This is a genomic window from Ureibacillus sp. FSL E2-3493 (assembly GCF_038077515.1).
In the GTDB taxonomy this organism is placed as follows: domain Bacteria; phylum Bacillota; class Bacilli; order Bacillales_A; family Planococcaceae; genus Ureibacillus; species Ureibacillus halotolerans.
Window position 1 is genome coordinate 1,710,590 of record NZ_JBBOPK010000001.1, and the last position, 24,864, is coordinate 1,735,453.

Sequence of the window (24,864 nt, forward strand, 5' to 3'; positions counted from 1 at the left end):
GCTTTCTATACTATTTATGTATTATACAACAAGGAGTGATATAAAATGTGGAAAGAGTTTAAAGAATTTGCTATGAGAGGTAATGTTATCGATCTAGCAATCGGTGTTGTTATTGGTGCTGCTTTCGGTAAAATTGTTTCATCATTAGTAGAAAATATTATTACCCCACTTATCGGTATGATTACAGGTGGTATAAATTTAACAAATAGCCTTATTTTCGGTATTGGCGAAGCAGAAATTAAACTCGGTGTATTTATCCAATCTATCATTGACTTCATTATTATTGCCTTTTCTATCTTTATGGTATTACGACTATTAACGAAATTAAATCGTAAAAAGAAAGAAGAAACAGCAGAAGAGCCTTCAGCTCCTGAAGTTGATGTAAAAGAAGAGCTACTGATGGAAATTCGTGATTTATTAAAAAATAAACAATCTTAATTCAAAAAGTATTTAGCTATTATTGGTTAAATACTTTTTATTTATACCTTTTTTCATTCTTTTTCCATGTAAATATTATCTTTCATTACGAGAGTGTTGTTTTCACTACTTTAACGTGATAAATTATATTAATAATCGGTTCATTGCTAATGTTTCGTAAAATGTGACAACTTTGAAAGAGAAAGAAGTGATTTATATGACAAAGCGTTCAATTGAAACGAAGCTTGTTCAATTAGGAAATTTAAGTGATATTAAAACGGGTGCTGTCAATCCTCCCATTTATATGTCAACGGCTTATAAACATAATGGAATTGGACAGTCGACTGGATATGATTACACTCGAACGAAAAATCCAACACGTGAAATTTTAGAAAAAGGTATTGCTGACTTAGAAAATGGTGATGCTGGTTTTGCTTGTAGTTCAGGTATGGCAGCAGTTCAGCTCGTTCTTTCCTTGTTTAAACCAGGAGATGAAATTATCGTACCTGATGATATTTACGGTGGTACATACCGCTTATTAAAAACGTTTAGTGAAACATATAATATAAACCCTGTCTATTTTTCTTCTATTGAAGAGATAGAAGGTCTTGTTAACGAAAATACGAAAGCAATTTTCCTTGAAACACCGACAAACCCACTTATGATTGAATTTGATCTTGATCAATTTGCAGCAATTTGTAAAAAGCATCATTTATTATTTATCGTTGACAATACTTTCTATACACCATACTTCCAGCGTCCAATCGAACATGGTGCAGATATTGTATTACATAGTGCAACGAAATATATTGCAGGACATAATGATGTATTAGCAGGATTAGTCGTTGCTAAAGGAGAAAGTTTATGTGAAAAATTAGCCTTTGCCCATAATGGAATGGGATTAGTACTTTCCCCTATGGATAGTTGGCTTGTCATTAGAGGATTAAAAACGATGCACCTTCGTTTAAAACAACATGATCAAAACGGTAAAAAAGTAGCCGCTTATCTAGAATCTGAACCTTTAGTAAGCGATGTTTTGTATACCGGTAAAGGTGGTATGTTATCCTTTAGAGTTCAAAAAGCAGAAATGGTAGATCCTTTCCTTCAAAAAATTCAATTAATTACCTTTGCGGAGAGTCTTGGAGGAGTTGAAAGTTTTATTACTTACCCAGCTACCCAAACCCATGCGGATATTCCATATGAAGAGCGAGTTGCACGTGGTGTGGATGATCGTTTGTTACGTTTCTCTGTTGGAGTAGAAGAAGCTGAGGATATTATTGCTGATTTAAAACAAGTATTTGATCAATTAAGACAAGAGTTTTAAAACATAACATAAGAAAAATCTGCTCGTTTTTAATGAAATGTTCGTAGACAATGACGTCAACCAAAATAGTCATAGCATAAAAAATGCTATGACTTCTGTATTGACCATTTGACACACTTCATAGAAAATAGCAGATTTTTATATTTCGTCTTTTAACCGTTAATTCATTTTAATGATCGTAACGAGAGTGCTCAGAAATATCACTTAAAGCATCCCCTGCTTCATTCACATAAATATTCTCTCTTGCTAAGTCACCAATTGCAATTATACCTACAATTTCTCCATTTTCTACAACTGGAATACGACGGATTTGGTGCTGTGCCATCATTCGTGCACATTCATGAATATCAGTATCCGCTGTACACGTAACAACATCAGTTGACATACAGTCATGACAGTGAACAGAATTACTATCTTTTCCTTCTGCTACACAAGTGATTACGATATCACGGTCAGTAATAATCCCTACTACTTCCTTTCCTTCACAAACAGGTACGGAACCACACTCAATATCGCGCATTATTTTGGCAGCAGCTGTTACAGAATCGTGGGGGGTACATACTTTAATATCTTTCGTCATGATTTCAGAAACAGTTTTCATTTTCTTACCTCCATTCAAATTTACACTTTTATTTTCTGTTATTTCAATAAAATTATTCCTAAAAGGATGAATGGAAAGAAAAAACATAAAAAAAGCCAGGCAACTATACCTGACTTTTTAAAATTTTATTTATCTAATCTTTCTTTAATTAAAGTTTCCATATCGATTGCAATCGTCTCATATGGAACACCATCTGCACTGTCAGAATAACCAGTATAACTTTTAACTGCCGTTCCTTTTTCATCTACAAGGTAAAAAGTTGAACCATGAATAACTTGATCCCCTTCTTTCGGCATTTTCACTAATGATTTAAATGAATTTAATGCGAACTGTTCAATCCATTTTTGATCATAATTCGTTAGTAAATTCCATTTCGATTCATCTGCTAATGTGTAATGACTTAAATACTCAGAAAGTACTTCCGGTGTATCATTGGCTGGGTCTACGGAGAAACCGACAATGTTGTAATCTTCCACTCCACGTTTTTCTAATTCTTCTTGAATTGTTGTCATATTAAAAGTCATTGGCTGACAAATCGTTGTACAATTTGTAAATATAAACATAGCTAACCAAGGTTTCCCTTTTAATTGCTCGAGCGAAACTTCTTCACCGCGATGATTCATAGCTGTAAAATCTTCCACTTCATATTCAATATCCGGTTTAAATTTATAATTGCTACATGCACTTAAAATAGTTATAAGTGTTAGTATTCCGATAAGTCCGACTAATTTCTTTTTCAATGTATTCACTCCCTCTAGTCCTTCTCTCATATTATCGAAATACTAAACTTAGTACAACCATTCGAGTTAATAGTTCTCGAACAAATTTGTGAATTTTACCACTTTATTTTAACAATTAATTTTGATGCATGGATATAATGGCAGTGTGAATTGCATCAAGTTTCGTTTCAATACGGTATAACAAATAAAATGATACGAGTATTGGAAAACCGATTTCTTGAACTAAAGAGACCCATTCTTGCATCAATTTTTCCTCCATTCGATATAACTTGAATAAAAAAGCCGACAAAATCTGATGGATGATTTTGCCGACTTCTAATCTGATGTTCTTTAACTATTTTGTGTTAAATTAAATTCCGAAATATTGCGTTCAATAATACGGGCTTGATTTATCGCTACTAATTTATGTCCTTCATTATGAAAAACATCAGCTGTCATAATTGTTTGCATCGCCGCTGTGATTTCCGTAGGTGTTAAGTTTGGTTTCGGTTCATTTACAGATAGTGTCATTGTTTTGCCATTGGCTGTATCAAATTTCAACTCTAATACTTGTGCCATTTAAAAAACTCCCTTCTTTTTTCATTGCATTATAGTTCGACAGATTCAGTTTCGATTTTTTGTGCTTTTTGTAATGTGTAGTTTGAAAGACTTGCTAACACTTGAACTACTGCAGCAATTTGTGAAGCTTCCACATTAGCACGGACATTTCTGTACGTCTTAGAAGTTATAATTGGCTTGCCTTGCTCATCAACCCCTGTTTCAAATGATAATTTTAATGTGGCATTTTCAAAATTATATGCTGCCATCTTTCATTCCCCCTTTCATTAATATAAATACCTTCTAATGATGGAAAAAGAGACATTAAATTTAGTGAAAACTTTTGAAGTTCCTTTTATAATAGATATTATTGAAATTAAAGAGGTGAACGGTTTGAATTTAGAAGGTTGGTTTTTATGGTTTATATTATTTTGGGTATTCGTCCTCATTACGTTAATGGGTATTGGTGGATTTTTCATGTTCCGAAAATTTTTGAAGGCATTGCCAAAACAGGATGGAAAGTCAGATTTGGATTGGCAAAATTATTATTTAGATAAAACAATCCATCTTTGGAATGATGAGTCCAAGGAATTATTAAATGAATTAGTAAGTCCTGTTCCTGAGTTGTTTCGACAAGTAGCAAAGGAAAAAATCGCGGGGAAAATTGGAGAAATTGCTTTAAAAGAAAAAGCGAAATCTATAACCCATGATTTGATTATTAAAGGTTATATTCAAGCAACACCAAAACGGGATCATAAGTTTTTAAGAAAAAAATTAGATGAAATGAAAATTGATGTATCGCCTTATGAACAATATTTTGAATAAGTGATCTTTTTACATATGAACAAAAGGGATTGTCCATCGACAATCCCTTTTGTTTAAGCTGTAATTAAACTTTTTTCAATTTTTTTATATTGTATAAACATGGCGATTCGCCAAGGCCATAGCATAGAGAATGCTAAAATCCAAAACATTCCGCCAAGTTCACCTATATTAAAGGAATTAGAAAGAATTACTTTCATAAACACTCGAATAATGAGTAATCCTCCTAAAATAAAGAAAAAAGCTTTTGAACGTTTCATGTAAATTTCATCTTGCCTTACTTCAAATTTAGATGTGGCAATTAATACGGTTGAAAAGATAATTCCAACTACGACAGCTTCTAATATTTGTAACGGTGTAACACGGAATTCCTCAAAAATAAACATCAGAGCACCTGATGACATAGCGATGGGAGGAATTAAGATTTTCTTAGCAGTAACTGGTTTTTTTTGAGATCGAATACGAACAAACATTACAAATAATCCCATAAATATTGCCATTACTGTTGAACCGATTATTAAATATTGAGAAGGTATATTAACGAACATAACTCTTCCCTCCTCTTGCAATCTCTATATAAAATAACGTATTGATAATACCTTATTTTCTAAATAAATTCCACAATATGCTCAATTAAAATCCTGCTAAAAGATTAGCAGGATTCTTTATAGTTCATTATTAATCAAAAATATTATCAACGATCATTTTCAAATGGTTTTGTTCAAAAGGTTTTGTAATAAAATCCTTTGCACCCGCTTCAATTGCTTCAACTATTATTTTTTGTTGATCGAGAGCTGATAGCATTATTATATTTGCATTAGGATATTGGGGCAGTATTTCTTTTACAGCATCTAATCCAGACATAATCGGCATTGTAACATCCATTATGACGAGATCAGGCTGTAATTGTTTATACAATTCTACAGCTTCTTTACCGTTTGAAGCTTCCCCAACAATTTCGAAACCCCATTCCTTCAACATATTGCCAACTTTTACTCGCATAAAAAGTGTATCGTCTACTATTAATACTGTTGGCATAATATATTCCCCTTTTTTCTATATTACAGGCAATTTTCTTTTAGTTTATTAAAAACCGGTAAATCCTCCAAAGAAAGGAGAAAGCAGGCGAATAATATAATCTAAACCGTCGAAAAATAGTAAAACTCCGACAGCAATCATAATAACCCCACCGACTTTAACGATTTTTTGGCTATGTTTACGAATCCAGCCAAGTTTAGAAATGAAGAATGATAATATAAAGAACGGTATTGCAAAGCCAAAGTAGTAAGCTAACATATACCATAGTCCAGATTGTGGATTAGCTCCTGCTAAAGTAATAATAGACATTAAAATCGGACCTGTACAAGGGGTCCAACCTGCAGCAAATGCAAGGCCAATTAATAATGAACCTAAGTATCCAGACGGTCTATTTTTAAATTGAAATTTATGATCTTTCATTAAAAAATCAATTTGTAATAACCCTACAATCATTAACCCGAAAATGACAATTAGAATTGCACCAATTTGTCTTAATAAATCTTGATACGAGATGAAAAAATCTCTTGCCAACGAAGTTCCAAAACCGATGGCAATAAAAATGATGGAAAAACCAATTAAAAAGAATAACGTATGTAAAATGGCTCTCTTTTGTAACATCCCTTTTTCATTTTTCAGCTCATCATAACTCATCCCCGTTATGTAGGATAAAAAAGCTGGATAAAGGGGCAAAGTACAGGGCGAAATAAAACTTAAAAACCCTGCACCGAATGCTAAAAAGACATTAACATCTGTGTTCATGTAGTTCTCTCCTTACAATTAATGTCTTCATCGTACCAAACTTTTCATCAAAATGCCTTTAAAGGAATGTGAAAATTTCATGTCCAATTCATTATGAAGACAATACGATGTTCACTTAATAATGATATGTTAAGTATCTTTATACTTCCCCTTATAAGTTCTAAAAAAATCAAATTATTAAAATAAATAACTACACTTTACTATTTACGGTTTGTTGGTTTAAAATATGTTTCTTTCTCGACTCTATAATCGTTGATATCGTAAAGAGCAGGATTGCTAACCAAATGAAACTAAAGGATACTAATTCCGTTGATGTAAAGGGCTCGTGATATAAAACGATTCCTAAAATAAGTACAATGGTAGGAGTCATATATTGGATAAAACCGATTACGTATTGCGGTAGCAATTTCGCCCCTTTTGCAAATAATATAAGAGGGTATGCAGTTACTACCCCACCTAAAATTAAATAAAGATCCGTTTGCCAATTAAAATGTAAAAAGGACATCTTATTAGTAGACATAATATAAATATAGTAAGCTAAAGCGAAAGGTAGCATAAATAACGTTTCGATTACTAATCCACGCGTAGCATTCAGGGTAATTTTTTTCTTTAATGCACTATAAATTGCAAAACTAAAGGCAATTAAAAGGGCTATCCATGGTATTTTTCCATAGCCGAAAGTTAAAAATAGCACACCAATGAATGCGACAAGTACTGAACATAATTGAAGCTTCGATAACTTTTCGTTAAAGAAAATCATTCCAAACACAACCGTAATTAATGGGTTAATATAATAACCTAAACTTGCATCTACTACATGGTCATTATTAACTGCATAAATATATAAAAACCAGTTGCAAGAAATGACGAAGGAAGCTGCTAGAAGAGATAGAAATAGTTTTTTATTTTTCCATAAAGATTTTAAATCTTCCATAAGTAAATGTCTTTGTTTAATGATTAAAATAAAAATAAACGTAAAAACAAAGGACCAAATTACTCTGGAAACTAATACTTCTAAACTATCAACATGATTTAGTAGCTTCCAGTAAAGGGGAAAGATCCCCCATATTCCATATGCTGCGAATGCATAAAAAATACCTTTTTGATTTTCATTCATTTTGACACCTTCTTCAATTTATATCTGTAGAATACACCAATTATAGTCCTCGAAAATAATGAAGTAAATGACTATGCCTCATTCATTCCTTTAAAACCTTTAGAATAGAAAAAATGCGCAATATTGATAGGAAAGAAAGGGATGTTTCAATTTGAAACATCCCCTACTCCCCTTTATTGTACGATTCCGTTTTGTAATAAATACATTTTATGGTAAAGCCCTTGTTGTGCTAACAATTCTTGATGGGTACCCTTTTCAATAATTTCCCCTTGATGTAAAACTAAAATTTGTTCAGCATCTTGAATAGTTGAGAGACGATGGGCGATTGCAATGGTTGTTCTCCCTTTTCTCATCTTCTCTAAGGAAGATTGAATAGCTACTTCCGTTTCTGTATCAATCGATGCTGTTGCTTCATCTAAAACTAATATTTTTGGATTGGTTGCAATCGTTCGGGCAAAGGCTACAAGTTGGCGCTGACCACTTGAGAATGTCGAACCTCTTTCCGTTACCCGTTGCTTATATCCGTTTGGTAATTGTTCGATAAACATGTCGGCTTGAACAAACTTCGCTGCATCGACTACATCTTCTTCGGTCAATTCATCATTAAATAGTTTAATGTTACTTTCTATCGTTCCATAAAATAGAAACGGATCTTGAAGTACTAAACCAATTTTTCTTCTTAACTCATTTTTACTATAGGATTTAATCGAAACTCCATCTATGAAAATATCACCTTGTTCAAATTCGTAAAAGCGCATTAATAAATTAATAATCGAACTTTTCCCGCTTCCAGTATGTCCAACAAGAGCAATCGTTTCACCAGGTTTCACTGTAAAGGAAATATTTTTTAATACATTTGTTTTGCCATCATAACTAAAAGTAACATTTTTAAATTCAATCAAACCTTCAGTGATAAGTTCATTGCTTTCCCCTTGTTTTGGTTCGATTTCTTCTTCATCAAGTAAAGTGAACACTCGGGATCCAGCAACGATGGCTTGTTGATAAATCGCTAATCGTTCCATTACATTATTAACAGGTTCAAAAAATCGATTGATATATGTGATAAACGCATATACCGTTCCGACTTCAATGGCCGTTTCAAAGGACGTAATTCCGAAATAGGTTAATAAAATGACAATGGCAGTAAAATAGATTAGATCAATAACGGGACGAAGTAAAATACTATTCAACTTTGTATTATTCATCATCGCTATGTAATGCTCATGATTAATTTCGTCAAATTCGTCATTAAATCGTTTTTCCTGCCTAAAAGCTTGGATAATGCCCATGCCAGATAAACTCTCCGCTAATTTAGCGTTCAATTGACTTAACTTTTCCCTCATCGTCATATAGACAACGGAACTATATTTTCGATATAAATAAACTACTAAGAAAATAAGCGGGAGTAAAATGAGTGTAAATAATGCTAACAATGGATTTAATAAAAACATCGCAACATATATCCCTACAATTAGGAAAGCAGCTTGGACGAAAGTACTTAAAACGGAAACAAATAAATCTTTAATTGCCTCTGTATCATTTGTCGCCCGGGATACAATCGTCCCTGCCGGCGTATCATCGAAATAGCGCATACCTAGTTGATGAATTTTCTTAAATACATCGATTCTTAGTTGCTGTATAATCTTTAAAGCAATCTCTTGGAATTTTACTAACTGCAAATAGGAAATAACGACATTTAACACTTGGATGATAAAATAAGATACGGCTAGAAGAATTATTGGTTGGAAATCAAAATTCCCAACTGCTAAGTGATCATCTAGGAATACTTTTATTATATAAGGTCCTAAAACGTCGCCAATAACCGTCAACAATAATAAAAATAGGGCGAAAGAAACTGCTTTTTTATGAGGTTTCAAGTAACTAAAAAGTCTAATAACAATTTGTCTTTGTTCTTTACTAGAAAAGGCTGGTTGTTTATTCATTTGACTTCCCCTCCCTTTTCTACTAATTGTTCCAATTGTTGAAGTTGATACATTTCATAATAACGTCCTTGGAGTTCCATTAATTCCTCGTGGGTACCCTTTTCTACAATTGTTCCTTCATGCATCACAATAATGAGATGAGCATGTTCAATGGCACTTAAACGATGGGATGTAATAATCGTTGTAGAATCTTCTCTTGCTTCTTTCAAAGATTTTAAAATGGATTCTTCCGTTTTAGCATCTACTGCAGATAAAGAATCATCTAAAATTAATAGTTCAGGTTGCATCATTAAAGCACGAGCAATCGATATCCGCTGCTTTTGACCACCAGATAGCGAAACTCCTCGTTCACCAACAATTGTGTCGTATCCTTCAGTAAAACGTAAAATGTCAACATGTATATGGGCAAGCTTTGCAACTCGTTCCACTGTTTCTTTGTCCGCTTTAGGGTTAATAAATGCGATATTTTCATAAACGGATGCTGAAAATAGAAAATGGTCTTGAGGAACGTAACCAATGGCTTCTCTCAATTTAATTTTTTTATATTCATCGATAGAGTGATCCCCAAATTTTATTACACCGTCAAAACCTTCAAATTCACGGAGTAACAGTTTTAAAATTGACGTCTTTCCAGAACCAGTTTTACCGACAATTCCTAATGTTTGGCCTTGTTTTAATTCAAAGTGTACGTTATATAATGCGCTAGCTTCATCACCAGGAAATTTAAAATCATTGACTGAAAATAAAATATCACCGTTCGGTTTTGTATCAATTGCCTGTTCTTTATCATCGATTTGAACTGGAACAGATAAAAGTTGTTCAATTCGATCATAGGAAGCAGATCCCCGTTCCATAATGTTAAACAACATACCAAAGGCAAGCATTGGCCAAACAAGTAAACCTAAGTATGTGTTAAAAGCAACTAAGTCTCCGATTGACATTGTACCTTCATGAATAAATTTTGCTCCAAAACCGAGACTTAACATGAAACTAAATCCAATAATTAAACTAATGGTCGGATCGAATAAAGAATCAATTTTAGCTACTTTCATATTTTTTTCTACTACATCATTGGAAAGTCGGGTAAAGTCATCAGTATCCTCCTTTTGTTGACCAAAAGTTTTAATGACCTTGATACCTGAAATACTTTCCTGTGTTTTATCGTTTAGATCAGAAAAGGCAGCTTGTGCATCACGAAACTTTAAATGTAGTAATTTACCATAGTAACTAGTAGATATGGCCATAAGTGGCATTGGAATTAAAGCAATTAAAGTTAATCGCCAGTCGATCGTAAAAGCCATCGCAATAATCACAAATCCACCAGTCGTCACAGAGTCAAATAAAGTTAATACTCCGCCTCCTGCAGTTTGTTGTACCGCAGATATGTCGTTTGTTGCATGGGCCATTAAGTCACCAACTCGACGTTGTTGATAGAAGGACGGACTCATTTTACTAAAATGACGGAAAAGTTTTTCCCTTAAATTTTTCGCAAGATAATTGGATGAACCAAAGATCATTAGTCGCCAATAGTAGCGAAGCATATATGCTAAAATGGCTACAATTACAATAAGACCAACCCATTTCCCAAGGGAACCAGGTGTAAGTTTACGACTACCGATTTCATCGATGACATAACCTATAACCTTTGGCGGAATTAAATTTAATACCGCTACTAAAGCAAGCATCGTTAGCCCAATAAGATACTCTTTTTTCCTTTCTTTAAAAAACCAACCTAATTTCAAAAAGACTTTCATCGATTCACCTTCTTCTTACCTCAGTTTAAATTTTTAATTTCTAGAATTTTCAGTTCTTTGAATGAGACCAACTTATTTTAGCAAATAATGTATAATGCGTGAAGATGATTTCTAAAAATAATTCAATATTCGAAACATTTCGGTCGAAAGTTGTATAAGCAATAAAAAAGATATATGTTCGAAGAAACGAACATATATCTTTTATTTATAGAGACGAAACAAATTAAGTTGTCACTTTTAATACAGTTTTAATTTTTTCAATAACGCCACCTGTACTATAAGTTAATACACTTCGCTTATAGAATGAAAGACTTAAAATATAAGCGGCAACAACTGTCACAATAAGAATAACTAAAGAAATAATAGGCTCAATAATGGAAATGTCAGTTGCTCCAATCCGCATTGGCATAACCATTCCTGAAGTCAATGGGATATAGGAGAATATTTTGATTAATATCGTATCAGGGTTACCTATACCTGAAATCATTACATAAAAACCGATTAAGGTAATCATCATGGCAGGCATCATTACTTGGGAAGCTTCTTCTACTTTCGAAACAAGGGAACCGAATAAAGCTCCGATAATTAAATAAAGAACAACCGTTAACAATAGGAATGCAAGAACGTAAAATACGTATGAATAGGAAATATCACTTAATATAGACTGAACGATTTCCCATTTTGAACCGCCATCCGTAAATCGTAGGAGCACAAATAGGAATCCGAAAATAACACCAAACTGAGTTAATGCGACTAACATTGTACCTAATATTTTCGATTGGAAATGTGTTCCTGGTTTCACACTAACTAATAACATTTCTAAAGCACGGGATCCTTTTTCGGAAGCGACATCTGTTGTTATGATAGATAAGAAGCTCATAACAAAGAAATAAATAACAATACCGACACCATATGATACCCATAATCCAGATTGTTTTTGATCTTCACTTTTTGCATTTCCACTTTCTTCATTAATATTTGTTGTTGTAATAATCGGTTCAGAGTTTAATATTTTCTCTGCTTCCTCAGCTGTTAAATTTAGTTGTTGAATACCATAAATACTACCTGCATATTGGATTAAAGATGAAATGGTAGATTGATCATTTAACTTTAAAGGAGTGTATGTAGCAATTTCCGCTTTTATTGATTCATTTTCATCTGAAACAATTACAACCGCATCTAATTTTTCATCTTCTAATTGTTTATATAGATTTTCTTTTGACTCGGTCGGATAACTAAACGTAATGTCATCATTGGAGGCGAAAATTGGTTCTAATTCCACTGGTGTTTCATTTACTAAAGCGATTTGAAGAGCTTCATCGTTAACAAACAGTGCTTTAATATCGGACCAATACATTACTACTGTAATAATAGCTAAGTATAAAAGGGTCATTAAAATAAAGGATTTCCCTCTTACCTTTTCTTTATAAAGTTGCTTAACGAGTATGGATAATTTACTCATTATTGCCACCTACCTTATCTTTGAAGATTTCATCAAGGGATAAATAATCAAGACTAAACTTTTCAATATATTGACCGTTTGAAATCAACTCAAAAATAGGTTTTGCAAAGGATTCATCCATTAACGTTAGGACATACTCATCCCGCACTACTTTTACGTCTTTAACCCCTGCCATTTTTTCTATTTCTTCCTTCGGTACAGTTGTACGGATGGTTAACTTTGTTTTCCCGTATTGTTTTTTCAAATCTAATAAACTACCAGAGAACAATGAAACACCTCGTTTTAATATACAAAGATGGTCACACAACTCTTCTACATTGTCCATTTGGTGACTAGAGAAAAGAATCGTAACACCTCTTTCTTTTAAAAGTAATATGGCATTTTTTAAAAGATCGCGGTTTACTGGATCAAGGCCACTAAAAGGTTCGTCTAAAATTAGAAATTTCGGTTTGTGAATGAAACTAGCTATTAATTGTACTTTTTGCTGGTTTCCTTTAGACAATGTTTCTGCTTTTTCATTTCTTTTCTCTTCTAATTCAAATCGTTGAATCCAAAAATCAATTTCTTTTTTCAATTTATCGCGGTTCATGCCTCGTAATTTACCGAAGAAAATCAATTGGTCTTCAACTTTCATTTGTGGGAAAATACCCCGTTCTTCTGGTAAATATCCTAACCAATCACGGTTAATTTTATTAATCGGTGAACCATCCCATGTTATACTACCTGCTGTTTGTTCTTGCAAATCAAGAATCATACGGAAAGTAGTCGTTTTTCCAGCACCGTTTTGACCGATTAAACCAAAAATTTCACCTTTTCCTATTGTGAAATTTAAATCGTTAACCGCAGTGAAATCTTTATATTTTTTCACTACATGTTTTAAGGCTAAAGTCATTGTATAGCTCCTTCCTGAACTTTAGATTGCTAAGAGTATTGTACTAATAGCTGTCTTTTGTTATACGGATAACAATTAAAAAAGTTCCATGAATTATAAAATCCGCTTACTTTTTTCCAATTATAAAGAAATTTCCCTTTTAAGTGAGAATTTTTTGATATGAAATACCAATAAATTATTTTACTTTTAAATCTGACCATGAATTTTAAGAGTAAAATGGGTGAATTTTCTTTTCAAAAAGCTATGATTTATCAAAATTTAATAGAATTCTTATCTGTCTTTAGCTTTTGTTTTCCCTAAATATCATGCGTAAAATCGGCCAGTTTAAGCTTTTTGATTCCTTTAACATTAACTTCGGCTCTTTTCATAAAAATAAGGTAATTTATCACAAAAAAATAAAATTAGAAAATTGTTATGCTAGTACTTTCAATATAATAGGTAAAAATCTAGTTCATTTACTTACAATTGAATACATTATTATTGCAGTAAATATTAAAAAGAGGAGGGGAAAATTTATGCATAGAAAACATCATCGTGGTCGTTGCAATAATCCAATTTGCTGTCCACCAAACGTTTTACCAACACGAGTTGCGCCTACACGAGTATCACCAACTCAAGAGGTTGTAAAAACAAATATTATCAACACTGTTGTTCCACATGTTCATCCTATTCACACTACTACAGTAAATAGACATGTAATTCATAATGAACACTTCTTCCCAAGAACAGAATCTGTTGTTAATCAATTCGTTCGAGGGGCAGATAGATTCCCAATGGGACCTGGCGGATTCGGTGGAAATGCCGGATTTTGTGGAACAGGCGGAGTAGGCGGTATTGGCGGAATGAACAGAAGAAGAAGATTTGGTTTCTAAATGAATAAAAAAGATTACCTTTCTTTAGTGGAAGGTAATCTTTTTCATTTTACATTCTTTTTAATTTTTCATATTCAAGTTGTAATTGTTCAATCCGTTTTCTACCTTCTTCTCGATTACGCACCGTTTCAGCTTGAATTTGTTTTGTCTCTTCGATACCCGCCATAATGGTCTGCCATGTTGTTTCAATTGTTTCAATTTTAATGCTTGGCTGACCCGCTGTGCGAGCAATGTTGACACTATTTGACCGTATATTTTCCGCATTACGGATTAACATTTCATTTGTCCGTTTGTCTAATTCATTCATCGAGTCTGCTACTAATTTTTGTCGTTGAATAGAAACGGCGTGGATTAATCCTTGTTTAAAAATAGGTATTGTTGTTACGAAAGCAGAGTTAATTTTTCCGATTAAATGATTATTCCCTTGCTGGATCATACGAATTTGAGGTGCAGCTTGAAAAGAAACTTGCTGTGCCATTTCCAAATCGTATCTGCGCTGTTCTAAGAGCTCTATGGAACGATTTAACGAATCTAACTCCATTATCGCTTCTTGATCCCCTTCGTTGGCACGTGCTTCAAGTATAGGAATTTGGGGTTGTAGTTGTTCTAGTTTTACTTCGATGGCAGCGATATGTTCACTTAAACTTTGAAAGTAATGTAAGTTTTGATCATACATCTGTTCCAATTCCATTGTATTTCGTTTCATTTCGATTTCATATTTTTGGATTTGATTGTAAATGACATCGATTTCTTTATTCATCGTATCGTATTTGGATAATAATCTCTCAAATTGTTCTTTCCCTTTATTGAGAAGACGTTTTATAAAGTTCCCTTTTTTCTCTTCTTTAAAATCTTGCGGATCAAACCGATCCATAATTTTATTTAAGTTTTGTATTAACTCACTCGATTTTTCTAACTTACTCGTTTTAATCGTAGCAAGCATCTTATCTGAAAAATTCGAAATCGCTGTAGCAGTCTCTTTCCCAAATTCTAAGACGGCAATTTGATTTTTTACATCGATTTTTTCAGCTAGGGACTGAACTTGAGGTTCTTGTTTTAGAGCGAGTTGTCGTTTTTTTATTTGGGACATTTCTTGCTCAGACACAAGCTGTGTTTGTGGCGTTTCCTTAACTTCAGCAGTAGAACCTTTTGCCATCGTATCTAAATCTTCGAATAATGGATTTTTTGTTTCAGACATCTTTTATCCTCCGTTCTAACAAATGGTATCTATTGAATCTAAAATAGTAAGTATACTCTTCTCTAATCATTTACCATATTCGTTTATATAAAACATACGATTTACATGGCAAAAAAGTTTCATTTTCGATTGAAAACTACAGAAACAATAGTCATAAATAGGCTCAATGTATATTCATAATATCTTTAAAATTTAACTAACATAATAGAAAAAATCCTGATTGCCGAAACAACCAGGATTGAACAGGATTATAACGCTGCACCAGAACCACCATCAATGTTTACGGCAGTACCCGTTACATAGGATGCCGCATCGGAAACTAAAAATGTTATGACATTTGCAGCTTCTTCCGTATCTCCAATACGTCCTAGTGGAATAGATTTCCCTACTTCTGTTGAATATTCTTCCCAAGTATGATCTGGCATTTCCTTTTGCCATATTTCTTCGATTTGGCGACTGCGAATTAAGCCAATACAAACAGAATTTACCCGGATATTATATTTTCCTAGATCTTTACTCATTGCCTTCGTTAACGCAAGACCAGCTGATCGACTCACTGTAGAAGGTAAGCTGGAAGCTGGTGGCGTTTTTGCCAGTACGGCTGTTAAATTTAAAATCGCTCCACCCTTTTGTTCCTTTAAATATGGGAGTGCATATTTCGAACAATGGATTGCTCCGAATAATTTTAAATTTAAGTCTGCATGCCATCGTTCTGTATCGACATCTTCAAATGAGTTGGCAGATGATGTTCCGGCATTGTTAATTAAAATATTTAATTTCCCATAATGTTGTACTGTTTCTTCAATTAGACGTTTACAATCTTCTTCTTTTGAAACATCACAAGAGATCGTTAAAATTTCCTGCCCAGTATGTTGTTGGATAAATGCTTTTGCTTCATTTAAAGTTGATGCCGTACGGGCAGCAATGACTACTTTCACCCCTTCTTTGACAAGTTGTAAAGCGGTATATAAACCAATTCCTTTACTAGCTCCTGTAATAATCGCTACTTTATCTTTTAATCCTAAATCCATATTCGATAACTCCTTTGTTCTTGAAAGATAATTAAATTATATAAAAAAATATTTCAATTGTGGGAATTTTTCTATTTTTCTTCCACTTTACCATTCTTTGATAATAATTTGTTTGATAGAAATAAACCAAGACCTCCAATGGATATAAATAAAATGGCACGAATAAATAGATTTAAAGAACTTAAATCGAAAAATACAAGTTTAAAGATGGCGATAACAATGAGGGCATACCCCATTACTTTTACTTTCTTGTAATGATAAGTGGTACTGATCCATAAAGAAATGCTAGAAACGATAAATAAAAGTATTGTTTTACTAGCAATCACAAATATCGGATTTAACAATTGATCAAATTGTAATTGATTGAGTAGCCCATACAACAACATCATCCCAGCCAAAATACATACCGTATGAAGTCCATCTAAATCGATTTTTACTTTTCGAATCCAAGTTTCATAGAGAGTACCTTTCATTAAAATATCCACCATAAACCATATGATGAAACATATATAAATGAACCGCGCAAAAATATTTAGCCAAATATCTAATCCAAATACGTAATGACTCGGTAGTAAGTTGATTGTTGAAATAGTAAAGGCGAAGATTAGTACATATTTTAATGCCCGCCCAGTTAATCGTTTTGGCATAAAGATACTTCCAAACGTTGCAACAGCTATTAATATAAAGGTTGCATATGGGTAATCGTTTGAAATGTAACTATAGTCAAATTGATTAACATAAAAGAAGAAAAAGCTTGTAATGATAATGGGCAATAGATCTCCTGAGAAAGAAATGGTTGCTTTTGAATTATCATTAACTTTAACGGCTCTTTGTTTTTGTACATATAAGAAAATAACAATTAAATAAACTAAAATGAATAAATAGTTTGCGTGTTCAATCGTCCAAAAAGGTTTAACATCACTTAGTAATAAATGATTGAAAACGGTAATCGTCATTAAAATACTATACGTTATTTTCATAATCGTAGCGCCAATTCGAATAGCCAACATGATTGATAAAAAAGCACTGAAAGGAAATAATACGATGTCTATTGTATTGGATAAATCCAAAGCAAGTAACATGTTAAATACGGTAAGTATTAATAACGTTCCAATAACATCTACGAGTTGTTTTATTTTATTTCGATAAGCTTGGTAAGCAAATTGTATATAAATAATCGTTAAGAAGAACAAAGCTAGTTCCGGTTCATTTGTAATGAAATTTACGATTGCAACGGTTAATCCGCTTAAGCTAAACAATAAACCTTCGTGGAACGCAATATATTTCCCTCTTACTTTATTTTGATGCCACCAAACATAAAGCAATAAACCATTTAAAATAATGACACTAGATAAATAAAACCAGTGATGTTCTTGATTGAGTAGCCAAATAATTATTACTGCTAGTATGGAAAAACCGTATGTAATATAAAGGGCAATTTTTTGAACATGTTTAATCAATATAAACTGCATGGCAATAAAAATAATCAAAACGTACAGTAATATCCACGGTCCGTTAAAATCCATATATTCTAACAAGTACGGTAAAAGCAACGAAGTGAACATGACGAATATTGAAAGAACTTCATTCTTCTTCACATAGCAAATAGCTACTCCATATGCAATGTAAACGAAGGCAATCAATAAAGCAAAATAAAGTCCTAAAACTTCATAAATTATTGCTCCAGCTGCTGTTGTTAAGATCCCGATACAAAATGTTCCACCATATAAAACAACGGTTAAAACTTGTGAAGTATCCCTTTTCATTTTGTCCATTCTGTACGCAATTACAAATAACGCGATTGATAATCCATAAGCTAAGACGAGTTTAACTTCCGTTGAAAGCAATCCAAAGTCACTAATTAGTTTTAATCCCCATAAAACACCTAAAACGAGAATAATCATAAATATTTTTGGTAAAGACCAAACGATGATTTCTTCAAAGCTTTTTTGTTTTTTTGGTGGTAAAGCTTGCTTCTTGGAAGGGGGGACTGTTTGAATCTTTGGTCGAGTTTTTTCAGTTGAATTGACTGGATTAACTTTTGCTTTCTGTAATTCCATCGGTACTTTTTCAACTGTCTTTTTTACTTTAATTGGTAATGGCTGTTCAAAACCCGTTGTAGCTGATTTTAACTGATTTAGTTCTAATCGCAACTCACGTACTTCTTTTTCAAGATAATCAATACGTTTTTCAGTGTCATTTTGCATTTTTGTTCCTCCAAAACTGATTTATTACTTAATCATTTCAATCGTTTATGTATGTTTCTTTTCACACGGCCAACCAAATCCTGAAAACGCATGTTATAAATATACTCCTGTCTTAGCTCTGTATTCCTCTTTTCTATAATTATAATTGGAAATCCTTTCTAATTACAGACAAATAAAAAGGATTTTAAAGCCAACTAGCTTTAAAATCCCGTAAGGTGTTCGATGATATTTTAGTGGTTGAAGTAGAATGCTCCAACGATAATTAAAAGAATAAACAGAACGACGAGTAGAACAAATTCATTTCCATTTTTAGAGTAACCACCATCACCATATGAATTATAATGCATAACATTTCTCCCCCTTTATCTAAGATACTAACAATTTATGACTAATACCCGGCATTACTAGGGACAAATGTTTAGTTTTAAAAGGATTTTACAATTTATGTAGTAAAGAATGGGATAGCGCTCCCATTCTTTTGATCAATAAAAAATACTAATAGTATCTTTTATTGAATTGCGTACCGATGATAATAAGAAGAATGAATAGAACTACAAGTAATGCAAAGCCGCCGCCGAATCCGCCGGAACCACCATTACAATGATTGTCTTCTACTCCTCCTACATTATTACAGTAGTCGCCTACACCACCTACGTCATTAGAGTAACCCATGCCATATCCTCCTTTCCTCAGTTCTATTTCTACTTTATGACTTTAAGAATGTAAGGTTATGGACAAGTGTGGAGCTTCTTAAGAAAAAATAGATTCTTTTTCATAAAAAGCTATAAAACTGTAGATTTTTTTAACCTCAGATTAATAAATGCTTTGAAAAAAACTAGTAGCAAGACATACGTTTAAGAATCAAATATTTTTCTGAAATAGACTGTATTTCGAATCCGTTATTTTTCGAAAGGTTTTTGTACATCTTTTATCGAAAAACTATCATCACTTCAAAAGAATCTTATATATAAAATATTTTGAGTAAAAAAATTTAGTATAAATATGTATTATTTATTTACGATAAAATTCGAAAAATCAAAATTTTTATTACTTTTATCTAATATTCAAAACCACTTACGTAAAATTCAGTATATAATCAACTATATCAATTAAATTTCTTCAAGGAGTGGTTCATTTGAATTCAACCATTACACGTGCTTTTAATTTCAATGCAGGTCCATCAGCTCTACCACTAGAAGTACTTGAAAAAGCTCAACAAGAACTGATCAATTACAACAACGCTGGAATGTCCATAATGGAAATGAGTCATCGTAGTAAAGATTATGATGCAGTACATAACGAAGCAATCGCTCGATTAAAAGCGTTATATGCTATTCCTGATAACTATGAAGTTCTTTTTTTACAAGGTGGTGCTAGTCTTCAATTTACGATGGTACCGATGAATTTTTTAAAAGAAGGTCAAAGGGCGAGTTATGTATTGACAGGTTCATGGTCTGAAAAAGCATTAAAAGAAGCATTACTTTTTGGAAAAACAGCAGAAGCTGCTAGTTCAAAAGAAAATAAATATCGAAATATCCCCACTTTAAACGAAATTCAATTTGATCAAACAGATGCGTATGTGCACATTACTTCTAACAACACAATTTATGGCACACAATGGAAGGAATTCCCTCATACCGGCGAAGTACCTTTAGTAGCAGATATGTCTAGTGATATCCTTTCTAAGCCTGTTGATATTAGTAAATTCGGTCTTATTTATGCTGGTGCCCAAAAGAACCTTGGTCCATCAGGTGTTACCGTTGTCATTATTCGAAAAGATCTACTTGAAAAAGCGAACAAGAACATTCCTACTATGTTAAAATACACAACACACGCAGATTCAAATTCTTTATATAACACTCCACCAACCTTTGGTATTTACATGTTAGGGGAAGTTCTTAAATGGGTTGAAGCGCAAGGTGGGCTCGAAGGTATTGAGAAAAACAATGAAGCCAAAGCAAAATTAATCTATGATGTAATCGATCAAAGTAATGGCTTTTATAAAGGACATGCGGAGTTATCATCACGTTCATTAATGAATATAACATTCCGTGTTGCTGATGAAGAGCTAGAAAAACAATTCCTTGTTGAGGCAAAAGAAGCTGGCTTTGTAGGTTTGAACGGTCACCGTTCAGTGGGAGGATGCCGTGCATCAACTTACAATGCTGTTCCGGTTGAAGCATGTCAAGCCCTTACTAATTTTATGATTGAATTCCAGAAAAAACATCAATAAATGAAATGGCCCAATTTTAATAATTGGGTCTTTTTTATTTTAAAACTACTGAGTGCAAAAACTAGCAAACAAGTATGATATTTATTAAAAGAACCAAACTGAATAATGATTCGAACAATTAATCATTGATACTATTTTTCATTTTTTCCTAACAAGGGAGCTGATTTAATGTCACATACTAAGTTAGAATCTTTCTTACTTTCTCTACTTTATAGTCTGTGCTAAATCGTATGAAATAGTGTTCGAATCATCTAAATAATAAAATCCACCTAAAAATTCTCTTCATGGAGGATTTTTAGGTGGATTGTCATTTAATTAATAAGCTCGGCCAAACCAAACTGTATGTTTCGCTTCTTTACCACAGTTAATACATGTATGTTTTTCAGTTGGTGGATTAAACGGTATGTTACGAGTTGTAAATTTCGTTTGTTCTTTTACATTAGATTCACAAGCATCGTCACCACACCATCCTGCTAAAATCCAACCTGGAATCGTTCCGTTTTTCTCAGAATCAGATAAATGTTGCTGTAATTGCTCTAAAGAATCAATGTGAGTATGAGAATTCGCATCGCGGAATGCTTTTGCTTTGTCATAAAGTCTTGTTTGCATCACTTTCAACTCTTTTTCAATTGCTTCGACAACAGAGTTTAAATCTACAGTTTGTTTATCGGATTCATCACGCATTTTTAATAATACTTGATTATTTTCTAAATCACGAGGACCTAGTTCAATACGTGCTGGTACCCCTTTTAATTCCCATTCATTAAATTTATATCCTGGTGATTGATCAGAATCATCAAGACGGACACGAATACCCTTTGCTTTAAGTGCTGCGAAGATTTCATCTAATTTCTCGATAATAGCTGGGTTCTTCTTCCATGGACCTACTGGAATTAATACAACTTGTGTTGGAGCAATTGTTGGCGGTAGGACTAAACCTTGCTCGTCACCGTGTACCATAATGACTGAACCAATTAAACGAGTAGACGTACCCCATGATGTCGTATGCACATGAACATGTTTATTTTCTTTATTTAAATATTTAATATCAAAGGCTTCAGCAAATTTTGTCCCTAAATAGTGTGAAGTACCAGCTTGTACTGCTTTACCATCTTTCATCATTGCTTCGATCGAATACGTATCAACAGCCCCCGCGAAACGTTCAGATGGCGTTTTTTGTCCATCATATACAGGAATCGCTAAAAAGTTTTCAACAACTTCTTTATAAATGTTTAACATTTGCATCGTTTCTTTACGAGCGTCTTCTTCATCCACGTGAGCTGTGTGCCCTTCTTGCCATAAAAACTCAGAAGTACGGATGAAAGGAAGAGTTTTCTTTTCCCAACGGAAGACGTTCGCCCATTGGTTAATTAAAACTGGTAAATCACGGTAACTTTTAATCCAATCAGAATAAAGGTGGCCAATCATTGTTTCAGAAGTCGGACGAAGAGCTAATCGTTCTTCTAATTTTTCTCCTGCTGCTTCTGTTACCCATGGAAGTTCTGGCGAAAATCCTTCAATGTGATCCTTCTCTTTTTGGAAGAAAGATTCTGGAATTAACATTGGGAAATAGGCATTACGGTGACCTGTTTCTTTAAAACGACGGTCCATTTCCGATTGAATATGTTCCCATAGTTCATAACCGTCTGGTTTAAATGCAATACAGCCACGAACGGGTGTATAGTCCATTAAATCTGCTTTTTGAATTGTGTCAATATACCATTTAGAAAAATCATTCGTTTGTTGTGACATTGTTATTTCCTCCTAAAACTTTTTACAATTTTCATTTTCCCTATCTAGCGCTACAATTTATGGTTCCGACTCGTTCGTATTTTTTGAACAATAAAAAGCACAAAGAGTCCTAATCAAAAGGACGTCTTTGTGCTGAATAGACGTGGTACCACCTTAGTTCGGTAAAAAGAAAAAATTCTCCCTTCTACCCTCTACGCGTTTGTAACGATAACGACTCGGCAAGCTTTAACTCGCATCTCCGTGATAGGTTTCAATAAGAAGCGGTGATATAGCTCTCAGCAAATGCTATATTTTCTGTTTCACAATTCTTATTTACTTGGTCACTTCATTGATTCCATATTTCTTATACTGTATCAAATAAAAGAAATTAATTCAATCTAAGTGTAATATTTTCTAAAAAAATGAATAATGAAAAAAGAGAAAAGTTATTTTTTGAAAAATGTTACTGAATTTTGTAATACTTTCTCAATTTTTTCTTCTAAATCGTTTGTACGTTCAAATAAAATAGACCGCAGATGATCAATTTGTCGCATAACTTTTTCGATTAATCCTTCATTATTATCAACCCGATCTAAAACATCTTTTTGAGCTTCTTCGATAAAGGTCATTTGATGAACTAACTGTTGATTATGTTCACTATGGGCTTGAATTCGTTCTTCCAACTTTTCTTTTGTCATGGCAACTGTTTCTAAACGGGTAATTAACGCTTCGTTTATAGCTGAGTAATCTTTTAAAATCGTAACAATCTCTTTATATTCATCATTTAAAACATCAATTCGACTTACAATTTCTTTTTGAGAATAATTGATCGCATTTACTTGATCAAATAGATCCTGATGGATATGTTGTTCCTGAAGGATTGATTCGTTTAATGTACGATGTTGATTTTCAATATTTTCCAATCGAATGTCGACTTGTTGATCCAATGTTTTTTGATGATGCTGGAATTCCCTTAGTTCATCTAATCGTCCATTTAATTTTCTCAATTGATTTGTTTGATGCTCATTCCAATCATTTTGAGAATAGTGTATTTGATTTAAGGAAAATTGTAAGTTTCGAGTTGCATTCACTTGTTGTTCAATTAACTCGGATAAGTAATCTCGCTTAAATTCCACTTGATTCGGCTCTACTAAATGATTCGACTGACTAAACACTTTTGGGTGTTCTTTATTATTAATATACAATCCCATTTGAGGACACCCCCTTTTGCTCGCCTCACCTAGTTTATGCGGCAATTGTCTAGAGGGTTCAATGATGGATTGTTCACTTCATTACTATGCTAGGTTGCTTCAACTTGCAATTCTTTTTTAATTAATTGATAGTTTTCTTCATGGCTTTTAATTTGTTCTTCTTTATATTTATAACCTTGTATTAAAAAACGATGATCTCTGTTTTCTTTAATGGCATTTCGTAATTCCTGGATATAACGATAAGAAGTTATTTTTCGGAAAATGACTTCCTCTTTAATATTTGTTGGATCACCATGTCCCGGTACTAGAAGGTGAAAAGAATGATTGTCTAAAATTTTATTGGTTTTTCGTAATGTTTCTTCATACTTTTCACTATTAAAATAAATGAAGGGAAATTCAACATTTGACAAATAGTCCCCAGCAATCCATACACCTAAAGGTTCTACTACAATAAAAATCCCATCATTTGTATGACCTTCTGCCATATAAAAGGTAAATTTCGTTTCACCTACTTCTAATACTTGTCCATCAAAGGTTACTGGGATATTAACAGGAGGATAAAGAATAGGATAATCTCGATCTAAATAATATTGATCATCAAACTGTCTAATTTGATGAAGTATCGCTTCTTTATCCTGTCGATTTTCGAAACGCTCACTTGCAATAACAATTCCGTCTTGAAAAGCACCGTAACCAACAATATGATCCCAATCGGAATGGGTAAAAATTAAATAGATAGGGCGATTTCCTCTAATCTCTTCTACATATTCTTTTATTTCATTTACTTCGATAGGGAGCAAATTTGGATCCACAATAATGATACAATCATTGGTTCGGATAACAAGGGATGTCGTTTTGTAAATTAAACTTTGAAAAACAGTTACATTGTTTGATTGATATGCTATCAATAAGTATCACCCCTATAGTAAATCTATCATTATTACTAATAAAAGAAGTGCACGCATCATAGGAAAA

At 33.0% G+C, this 24,864-nt stretch carries 26 protein-coding genes and 1 other annotated feature; of the genes, 5 read left to right on the plus strand and 21 right to left on the minus strand.

What is annotated here, in order from left to right; genetic code table 11:
• Nucleotides 1-45 precede the first annotated feature (45 nt).
• A complete protein-coding gene (gene mscL / locus MHH69_RS08640) occupies nt 46-438 on the plus strand; it encodes a large conductance mechanosensitive channel protein MscL (RefSeq protein ID WP_122970634.1) in 393 nt (130 codons plus the stop codon).
• A 196-nt stretch (nt 439-634) separates the two neighbouring features.
• On the plus strand, nt 635-1,741 hold the full coding sequence (locus MHH69_RS08645; RefSeq protein ID WP_122970633.1) for a methionine biosynthesis PLP-dependent protein: 1,107 nt from the start codon (nt 635-637) through the stop codon (nt 1,739-1,741).
• 169 nt (nt 1,742-1,910) lie between these two features.
• Here MHH69_RS08645 and MHH69_RS08650 read toward each other — a convergent pair whose 3' ends face one another.
• The 5 genes from MHH69_RS08650 to MHH69_RS08670 form a co-directional block, all read right to left on the minus strand.
• Nucleotides 1,911-2,342 (minus strand): CBS domain-containing protein, encoded by a 432-nt coding sequence (locus tag MHH69_RS08650; protein WP_122970632.1) that lies wholly within the window; start codon nt 2,340-2,342, stop codon nt 1,911-1,913.
• A gap of 125 nt (nt 2,343-2,467) precedes the next feature.
• Complete coding sequence (locus MHH69_RS08655) at nt 2,468-3,082, minus strand: SCO family protein (RefSeq protein ID WP_122970631.1); 615 nt, start codon at nt 3,080-3,082, stop codon at nt 2,468-2,470.
• 115 nt (nt 3,083-3,197) lie between these two features.
• Nucleotides 3,198-3,326 carry a YvrJ family protein gene (locus tag MHH69_RS08660; protein WP_122970630.1) on the minus strand — a complete coding sequence of 43 codons (129 nt, stop codon included), beginning with the start codon at nt 3,324-3,326 and terminating at the stop codon, nt 3,198-3,200.
• Nucleotides 3,327-3,412: 86 nt separating this feature from the next.
• On the minus strand, nt 3,413-3,640 hold the full coding sequence (locus MHH69_RS08665) for a DUF2922 domain-containing protein (protein ID WP_122970629.1): 228 nt from the start codon (nt 3,638-3,640) through the stop codon (nt 3,413-3,415).
• Nucleotides 3,641-3,669: 29 nt separating this feature from the next.
• Nucleotides 3,670-3,888 (minus strand): DUF1659 domain-containing protein, encoded by a 219-nt coding sequence (locus MHH69_RS08670; RefSeq protein ID WP_341362124.1) that lies wholly within the window; start codon nt 3,886-3,888, stop codon nt 3,670-3,672.
• A gap of 124 nt (nt 3,889-4,012) precedes the next feature.
• On the opposite strand from MHH69_RS08670, the gene MHH69_RS08675 reads away from it, so the two are divergent.
• Nucleotides 4,013-4,444 (plus strand): DUF2621 domain-containing protein, encoded by a 432-nt coding sequence (locus tag MHH69_RS08675; protein WP_277749706.1) that lies wholly within the window; start codon nt 4,013-4,015, stop codon nt 4,442-4,444.
• Nucleotides 4,445-4,497: 53 nt separating this feature from the next.
• Here the strand turns inward: MHH69_RS08675 and MHH69_RS08680 are convergent, their stop codons facing one another.
• From MHH69_RS08680 to MHH69_RS08715, 8 genes are all read right to left on the minus strand, one after another.
• On the minus strand, nt 4,498-4,989 hold the full coding sequence (locus MHH69_RS08680; protein ID WP_122970627.1) for a CcdC family protein: 492 nt from the start codon (nt 4,987-4,989) through the stop codon (nt 4,498-4,500).
• A gap of 130 nt (nt 4,990-5,119) precedes the next feature.
• On the minus strand, nt 5,120-5,479 hold the full coding sequence (locus MHH69_RS08685; protein WP_122970626.1) for a response regulator: 360 nt from the start codon (nt 5,477-5,479) through the stop codon (nt 5,120-5,122).
• Between the two features lie 48 nt (nt 5,480-5,527).
• Nucleotides 5,528-6,238, minus strand: a complete 711-nt coding sequence (locus MHH69_RS08690; RefSeq protein ID WP_122970625.1) for a cytochrome c biogenesis CcdA family protein — start codon at nt 6,236-6,238, stop codon at nt 5,528-5,530.
• 190 nt (nt 6,239-6,428) lie between these two features.
• Nucleotides 6,429-7,355, minus strand: coding sequence for an EamA family transporter RarD (gene rarD / locus MHH69_RS08695; protein WP_341362125.1), 927 nt, complete (start codon nt 7,353-7,355; stop codon nt 6,429-6,431).
• 173 nt (nt 7,356-7,528) lie between these two features.
• Nucleotides 7,529-9,298 carry an ABC transporter ATP-binding protein gene (locus MHH69_RS08700; RefSeq protein ID WP_341362126.1) on the minus strand — a complete coding sequence of 590 codons (1,770 nt, stop codon included), beginning with the start codon at nt 9,296-9,298 and terminating at the stop codon, nt 7,529-7,531.
• Entirely contained in the window at nt 9,295-11,052 is a 1,758-nt protein-coding gene (locus tag MHH69_RS08705) for an ABC transporter transmembrane domain-containing protein (RefSeq protein ID WP_341362127.1), read from the minus strand. The genes MHH69_RS08700 and MHH69_RS08705 overlap by 4 nt, the downstream gene beginning before the upstream one ends.
• A 223-nt stretch (nt 11,053-11,275) precedes the next feature.
• Nucleotides 11,276-12,514, minus strand: coding sequence for an ABC transporter permease (locus MHH69_RS08710; protein WP_341362128.1), 1,239 nt, complete (start codon nt 12,512-12,514; stop codon nt 11,276-11,278).
• On the minus strand, nt 12,507-13,406 hold the full coding sequence (locus tag MHH69_RS08715) for an ABC transporter ATP-binding protein (protein ID WP_122970620.1): 900 nt from the start codon (nt 13,404-13,406) through the stop codon (nt 12,507-12,509). Before MHH69_RS08715 ends, MHH69_RS08710 begins: the two co-directional genes overlap by 8 nt.
• 515 nt (nt 13,407-13,921) lie before the next feature.
• On the opposite strand from MHH69_RS08715, the gene MHH69_RS08720 reads away from it, so the two are divergent.
• On the plus strand, nt 13,922-14,278 hold the full coding sequence (locus MHH69_RS08720; RefSeq protein WP_341362129.1) for a CotD family spore coat protein: 357 nt from the start codon (nt 13,922-13,924) through the stop codon (nt 14,276-14,278).
• 49 nt (nt 14,279-14,327) lie between these two features.
• Here the strand turns inward: MHH69_RS08720 and MHH69_RS08725 are convergent, their stop codons facing one another.
• The 5 genes from MHH69_RS08725 to MHH69_RS08745 all read right to left on the minus strand — a co-directional run bounded on the left by MHH69_RS08725 (nt 14,328) and on the right by MHH69_RS08745 (nt 19,386).
• Complete coding sequence (locus MHH69_RS08725) at nt 14,328-15,476, minus strand: toxic anion resistance protein (protein WP_445954568.1); 1,149 nt, start codon at nt 15,474-15,476, stop codon at nt 14,328-14,330.
• A 248-nt stretch (nt 15,477-15,724) separates the two neighbouring features.
• Nucleotides 15,725-16,507, minus strand: coding sequence for an SDR family NAD(P)-dependent oxidoreductase (locus MHH69_RS08730; RefSeq protein ID WP_341362130.1), 783 nt, complete (start codon nt 16,505-16,507; stop codon nt 15,725-15,727).
• 71 nt (nt 16,508-16,578) lie between these two features.
• The gene (locus tag MHH69_RS08735) at nt 16,579-18,714 is read right to left on the minus strand and encodes a DUF2339 domain-containing protein (RefSeq protein WP_341362131.1); all 2,136 of its coding nucleotides are present in this window, start codon (nt 18,712-18,714) and stop codon (nt 16,579-16,581) included.
• Between the two features lie 230 nt (nt 18,715-18,944).
• Nucleotides 18,945-19,061, minus strand: a complete 117-nt coding sequence (locus MHH69_RS08740) for a YjcZ family sporulation protein (RefSeq protein ID WP_122970615.1) — start codon at nt 19,059-19,061, stop codon at nt 18,945-18,947.
• A gap of 148 nt (nt 19,062-19,209) precedes the next feature.
• Complete coding sequence (locus MHH69_RS08745; RefSeq protein ID WP_122970614.1) at nt 19,210-19,386, minus strand: YjcZ family sporulation protein; 177 nt, start codon at nt 19,384-19,386, stop codon at nt 19,210-19,212.
• Between the two features lie 463 nt (nt 19,387-19,849).
• Between MHH69_RS08745 and serC the strand changes: the two genes are divergently transcribed.
• The gene (gene serC, locus MHH69_RS08750) at nt 19,850-20,947 is read left to right on the plus strand and encodes a 3-phosphoserine/phosphohydroxythreonine transaminase (protein ID WP_341362132.1); all 1,098 of its coding nucleotides are present in this window, start codon (nt 19,850-19,852) and stop codon (nt 20,945-20,947) included.
• 315 nt (nt 20,948-21,262) lie between these two features.
• Here serC and proS read toward each other — a convergent pair whose 3' ends face one another.
• From proS to MHH69_RS08765, 3 genes are all read right to left on the minus strand, one after another.
• Nucleotides 21,263-22,699 carry a proline--tRNA ligase gene (proS, locus tag MHH69_RS08755; RefSeq protein ID WP_122970612.1) on the minus strand — a complete coding sequence of 479 codons (1,437 nt, stop codon included), beginning with the start codon at nt 22,697-22,699 and terminating at the stop codon, nt 21,263-21,265.
• 114 nt (nt 22,700-22,813) lie between these two features.
• Nucleotides 22,814-23,037, minus strand: a binding site (T-box leader).
• Between the two features lie 87 nt (nt 23,038-23,124).
• Complete coding sequence (locus MHH69_RS08760) at nt 23,125-23,889, minus strand: hypothetical protein (RefSeq protein ID WP_341362133.1); 765 nt, start codon at nt 23,887-23,889, stop codon at nt 23,125-23,127.
• Between the two features lie 89 nt (nt 23,890-23,978).
• On the minus strand, nt 23,979-24,797 hold the full coding sequence (locus MHH69_RS08765; RefSeq protein WP_122970610.1) for an MBL fold metallo-hydrolase: 819 nt from the start codon (nt 24,795-24,797) through the stop codon (nt 23,979-23,981).
• Nucleotides 24,798-24,864 lie beyond the last annotated feature (67 nt).

Excerpts from the sequence above, each read along its gene's own strand:
- MHH69_RS08700 (WP_341362126.1), bottom strand. The coding sequence starts at position 9,298 with ATGAATAAACAACCAGCCTTTTCTAGTAAAGAACAAAGACAAATTGTT.
- MHH69_RS08725 (WP_445954568.1), bottom strand. The coding sequence starts at position 15,476 with ATGTCTGAAACAAAAAATCCATTATTCGAAGATTTAGATACGATGGCA.
- MHH69_RS08670 (WP_341362124.1), bottom strand. The coding sequence starts at position 3,888 with ATGGCAGCATATAATTTTGAAAATGCCACATTAAAATTATCATTTGAA.
- MHH69_RS08745 (WP_122970614.1), bottom strand. The coding sequence starts at position 19,386 with ATGGGTTACTCTAATGACGTAGGTGGTGTAGGCGACTACTGTAATAAT.
- MHH69_RS08740 (WP_122970615.1), bottom strand. The coding sequence starts at position 19,061 with ATGCATTATAATTCATATGGTGATGGTGGTTACTCTAAAAATGGAAAT.
- MHH69_RS08690 (WP_122970625.1), bottom strand. The coding sequence starts at position 6,238 with ATGAACACAGATGTTAATGTCTTTTTAGCATTCGGTGCAGGGTTTTTA.
- MHH69_RS08710 (WP_341362128.1), bottom strand. The coding sequence starts at position 12,514 with ATGAGTAAATTATCCATACTCGTTAAGCAACTTTATAAAGAAAAGGTA.
- MHH69_RS08680 (WP_122970627.1), bottom strand. The coding sequence starts at position 4,989 with ATGTTCGTTAATATACCTTCTCAATATTTAATAATCGGTTCAACAGTA.
- MHH69_RS08715 (WP_122970620.1), bottom strand. The coding sequence starts at position 13,406 with ATGACTTTAGCCTTAAAACATGTAGTGAAAAAATATAAAGATTTCACT.
- proS (WP_122970612.1), bottom strand. The coding sequence starts at position 22,699 with ATGTCACAACAAACGAATGATTTTTCTAAATGGTATATTGACACAATT.
- MHH69_RS08665 (WP_122970629.1), bottom strand. The coding sequence starts at position 3,640 with ATGGCACAAGTATTAGAGTTGAAATTTGATACAGCCAATGGCAAAACA.
- MHH69_RS08650 (WP_122970632.1), bottom strand. The coding sequence starts at position 2,342 with ATGAAAACTGTTTCTGAAATCATGACGAAAGATATTAAAGTATGTACC.
- MHH69_RS08660 (WP_122970630.1), bottom strand. The coding sequence starts at position 3,326 with ATGCAAGAATGGGTCTCTTTAGTTCAAGAAATCGGTTTTCCAATACTC.
- MHH69_RS08735 (WP_341362131.1), bottom strand. The coding sequence starts at position 18,714 with ATGCAAAATGACACTGAAAAACGTATTGATTATCTTGAAAAAGAAGTA.
- rarD (WP_341362125.1), bottom strand. The coding sequence starts at position 7,355 with ATGAATGAAAATCAAAAAGGTATTTTTTATGCATTCGCAGCATATGGA.
- MHH69_RS08730 (WP_341362130.1), bottom strand. The coding sequence starts at position 16,507 with ATGGATTTAGGATTAAAAGATAAAGTAGCGATTATTACAGGAGCTAGT.
- mscL (WP_122970634.1), top strand. The coding sequence starts at position 46 with ATGTGGAAAGAGTTTAAAGAATTTGCTATGAGAGGTAATGTTATCGAT.
- MHH69_RS08720 (WP_341362129.1), top strand. The coding sequence starts at position 13,922 with ATGCATAGAAAACATCATCGTGGTCGTTGCAATAATCCAATTTGCTGT.
- MHH69_RS08645 (WP_122970633.1), top strand. The coding sequence starts at position 635 with ATGACAAAGCGTTCAATTGAAACGAAGCTTGTTCAATTAGGAAATTTA.
- MHH69_RS08685 (WP_122970626.1), bottom strand. The coding sequence starts at position 5,479 with ATGCCAACAGTATTAATAGTAGACGATACACTTTTTATGCGAGTAAAA.
- MHH69_RS08760 (WP_341362133.1), bottom strand. The coding sequence starts at position 23,889 with ATGGGATTGTATATTAATAATAAAGAACACCCAAAAGTGTTTAGTCAG.
- MHH69_RS08705 (WP_341362127.1), bottom strand. The coding sequence starts at position 11,052 with ATGAAAGTCTTTTTGAAATTAGGTTGGTTTTTTAAAGAAAGGAAAAAA.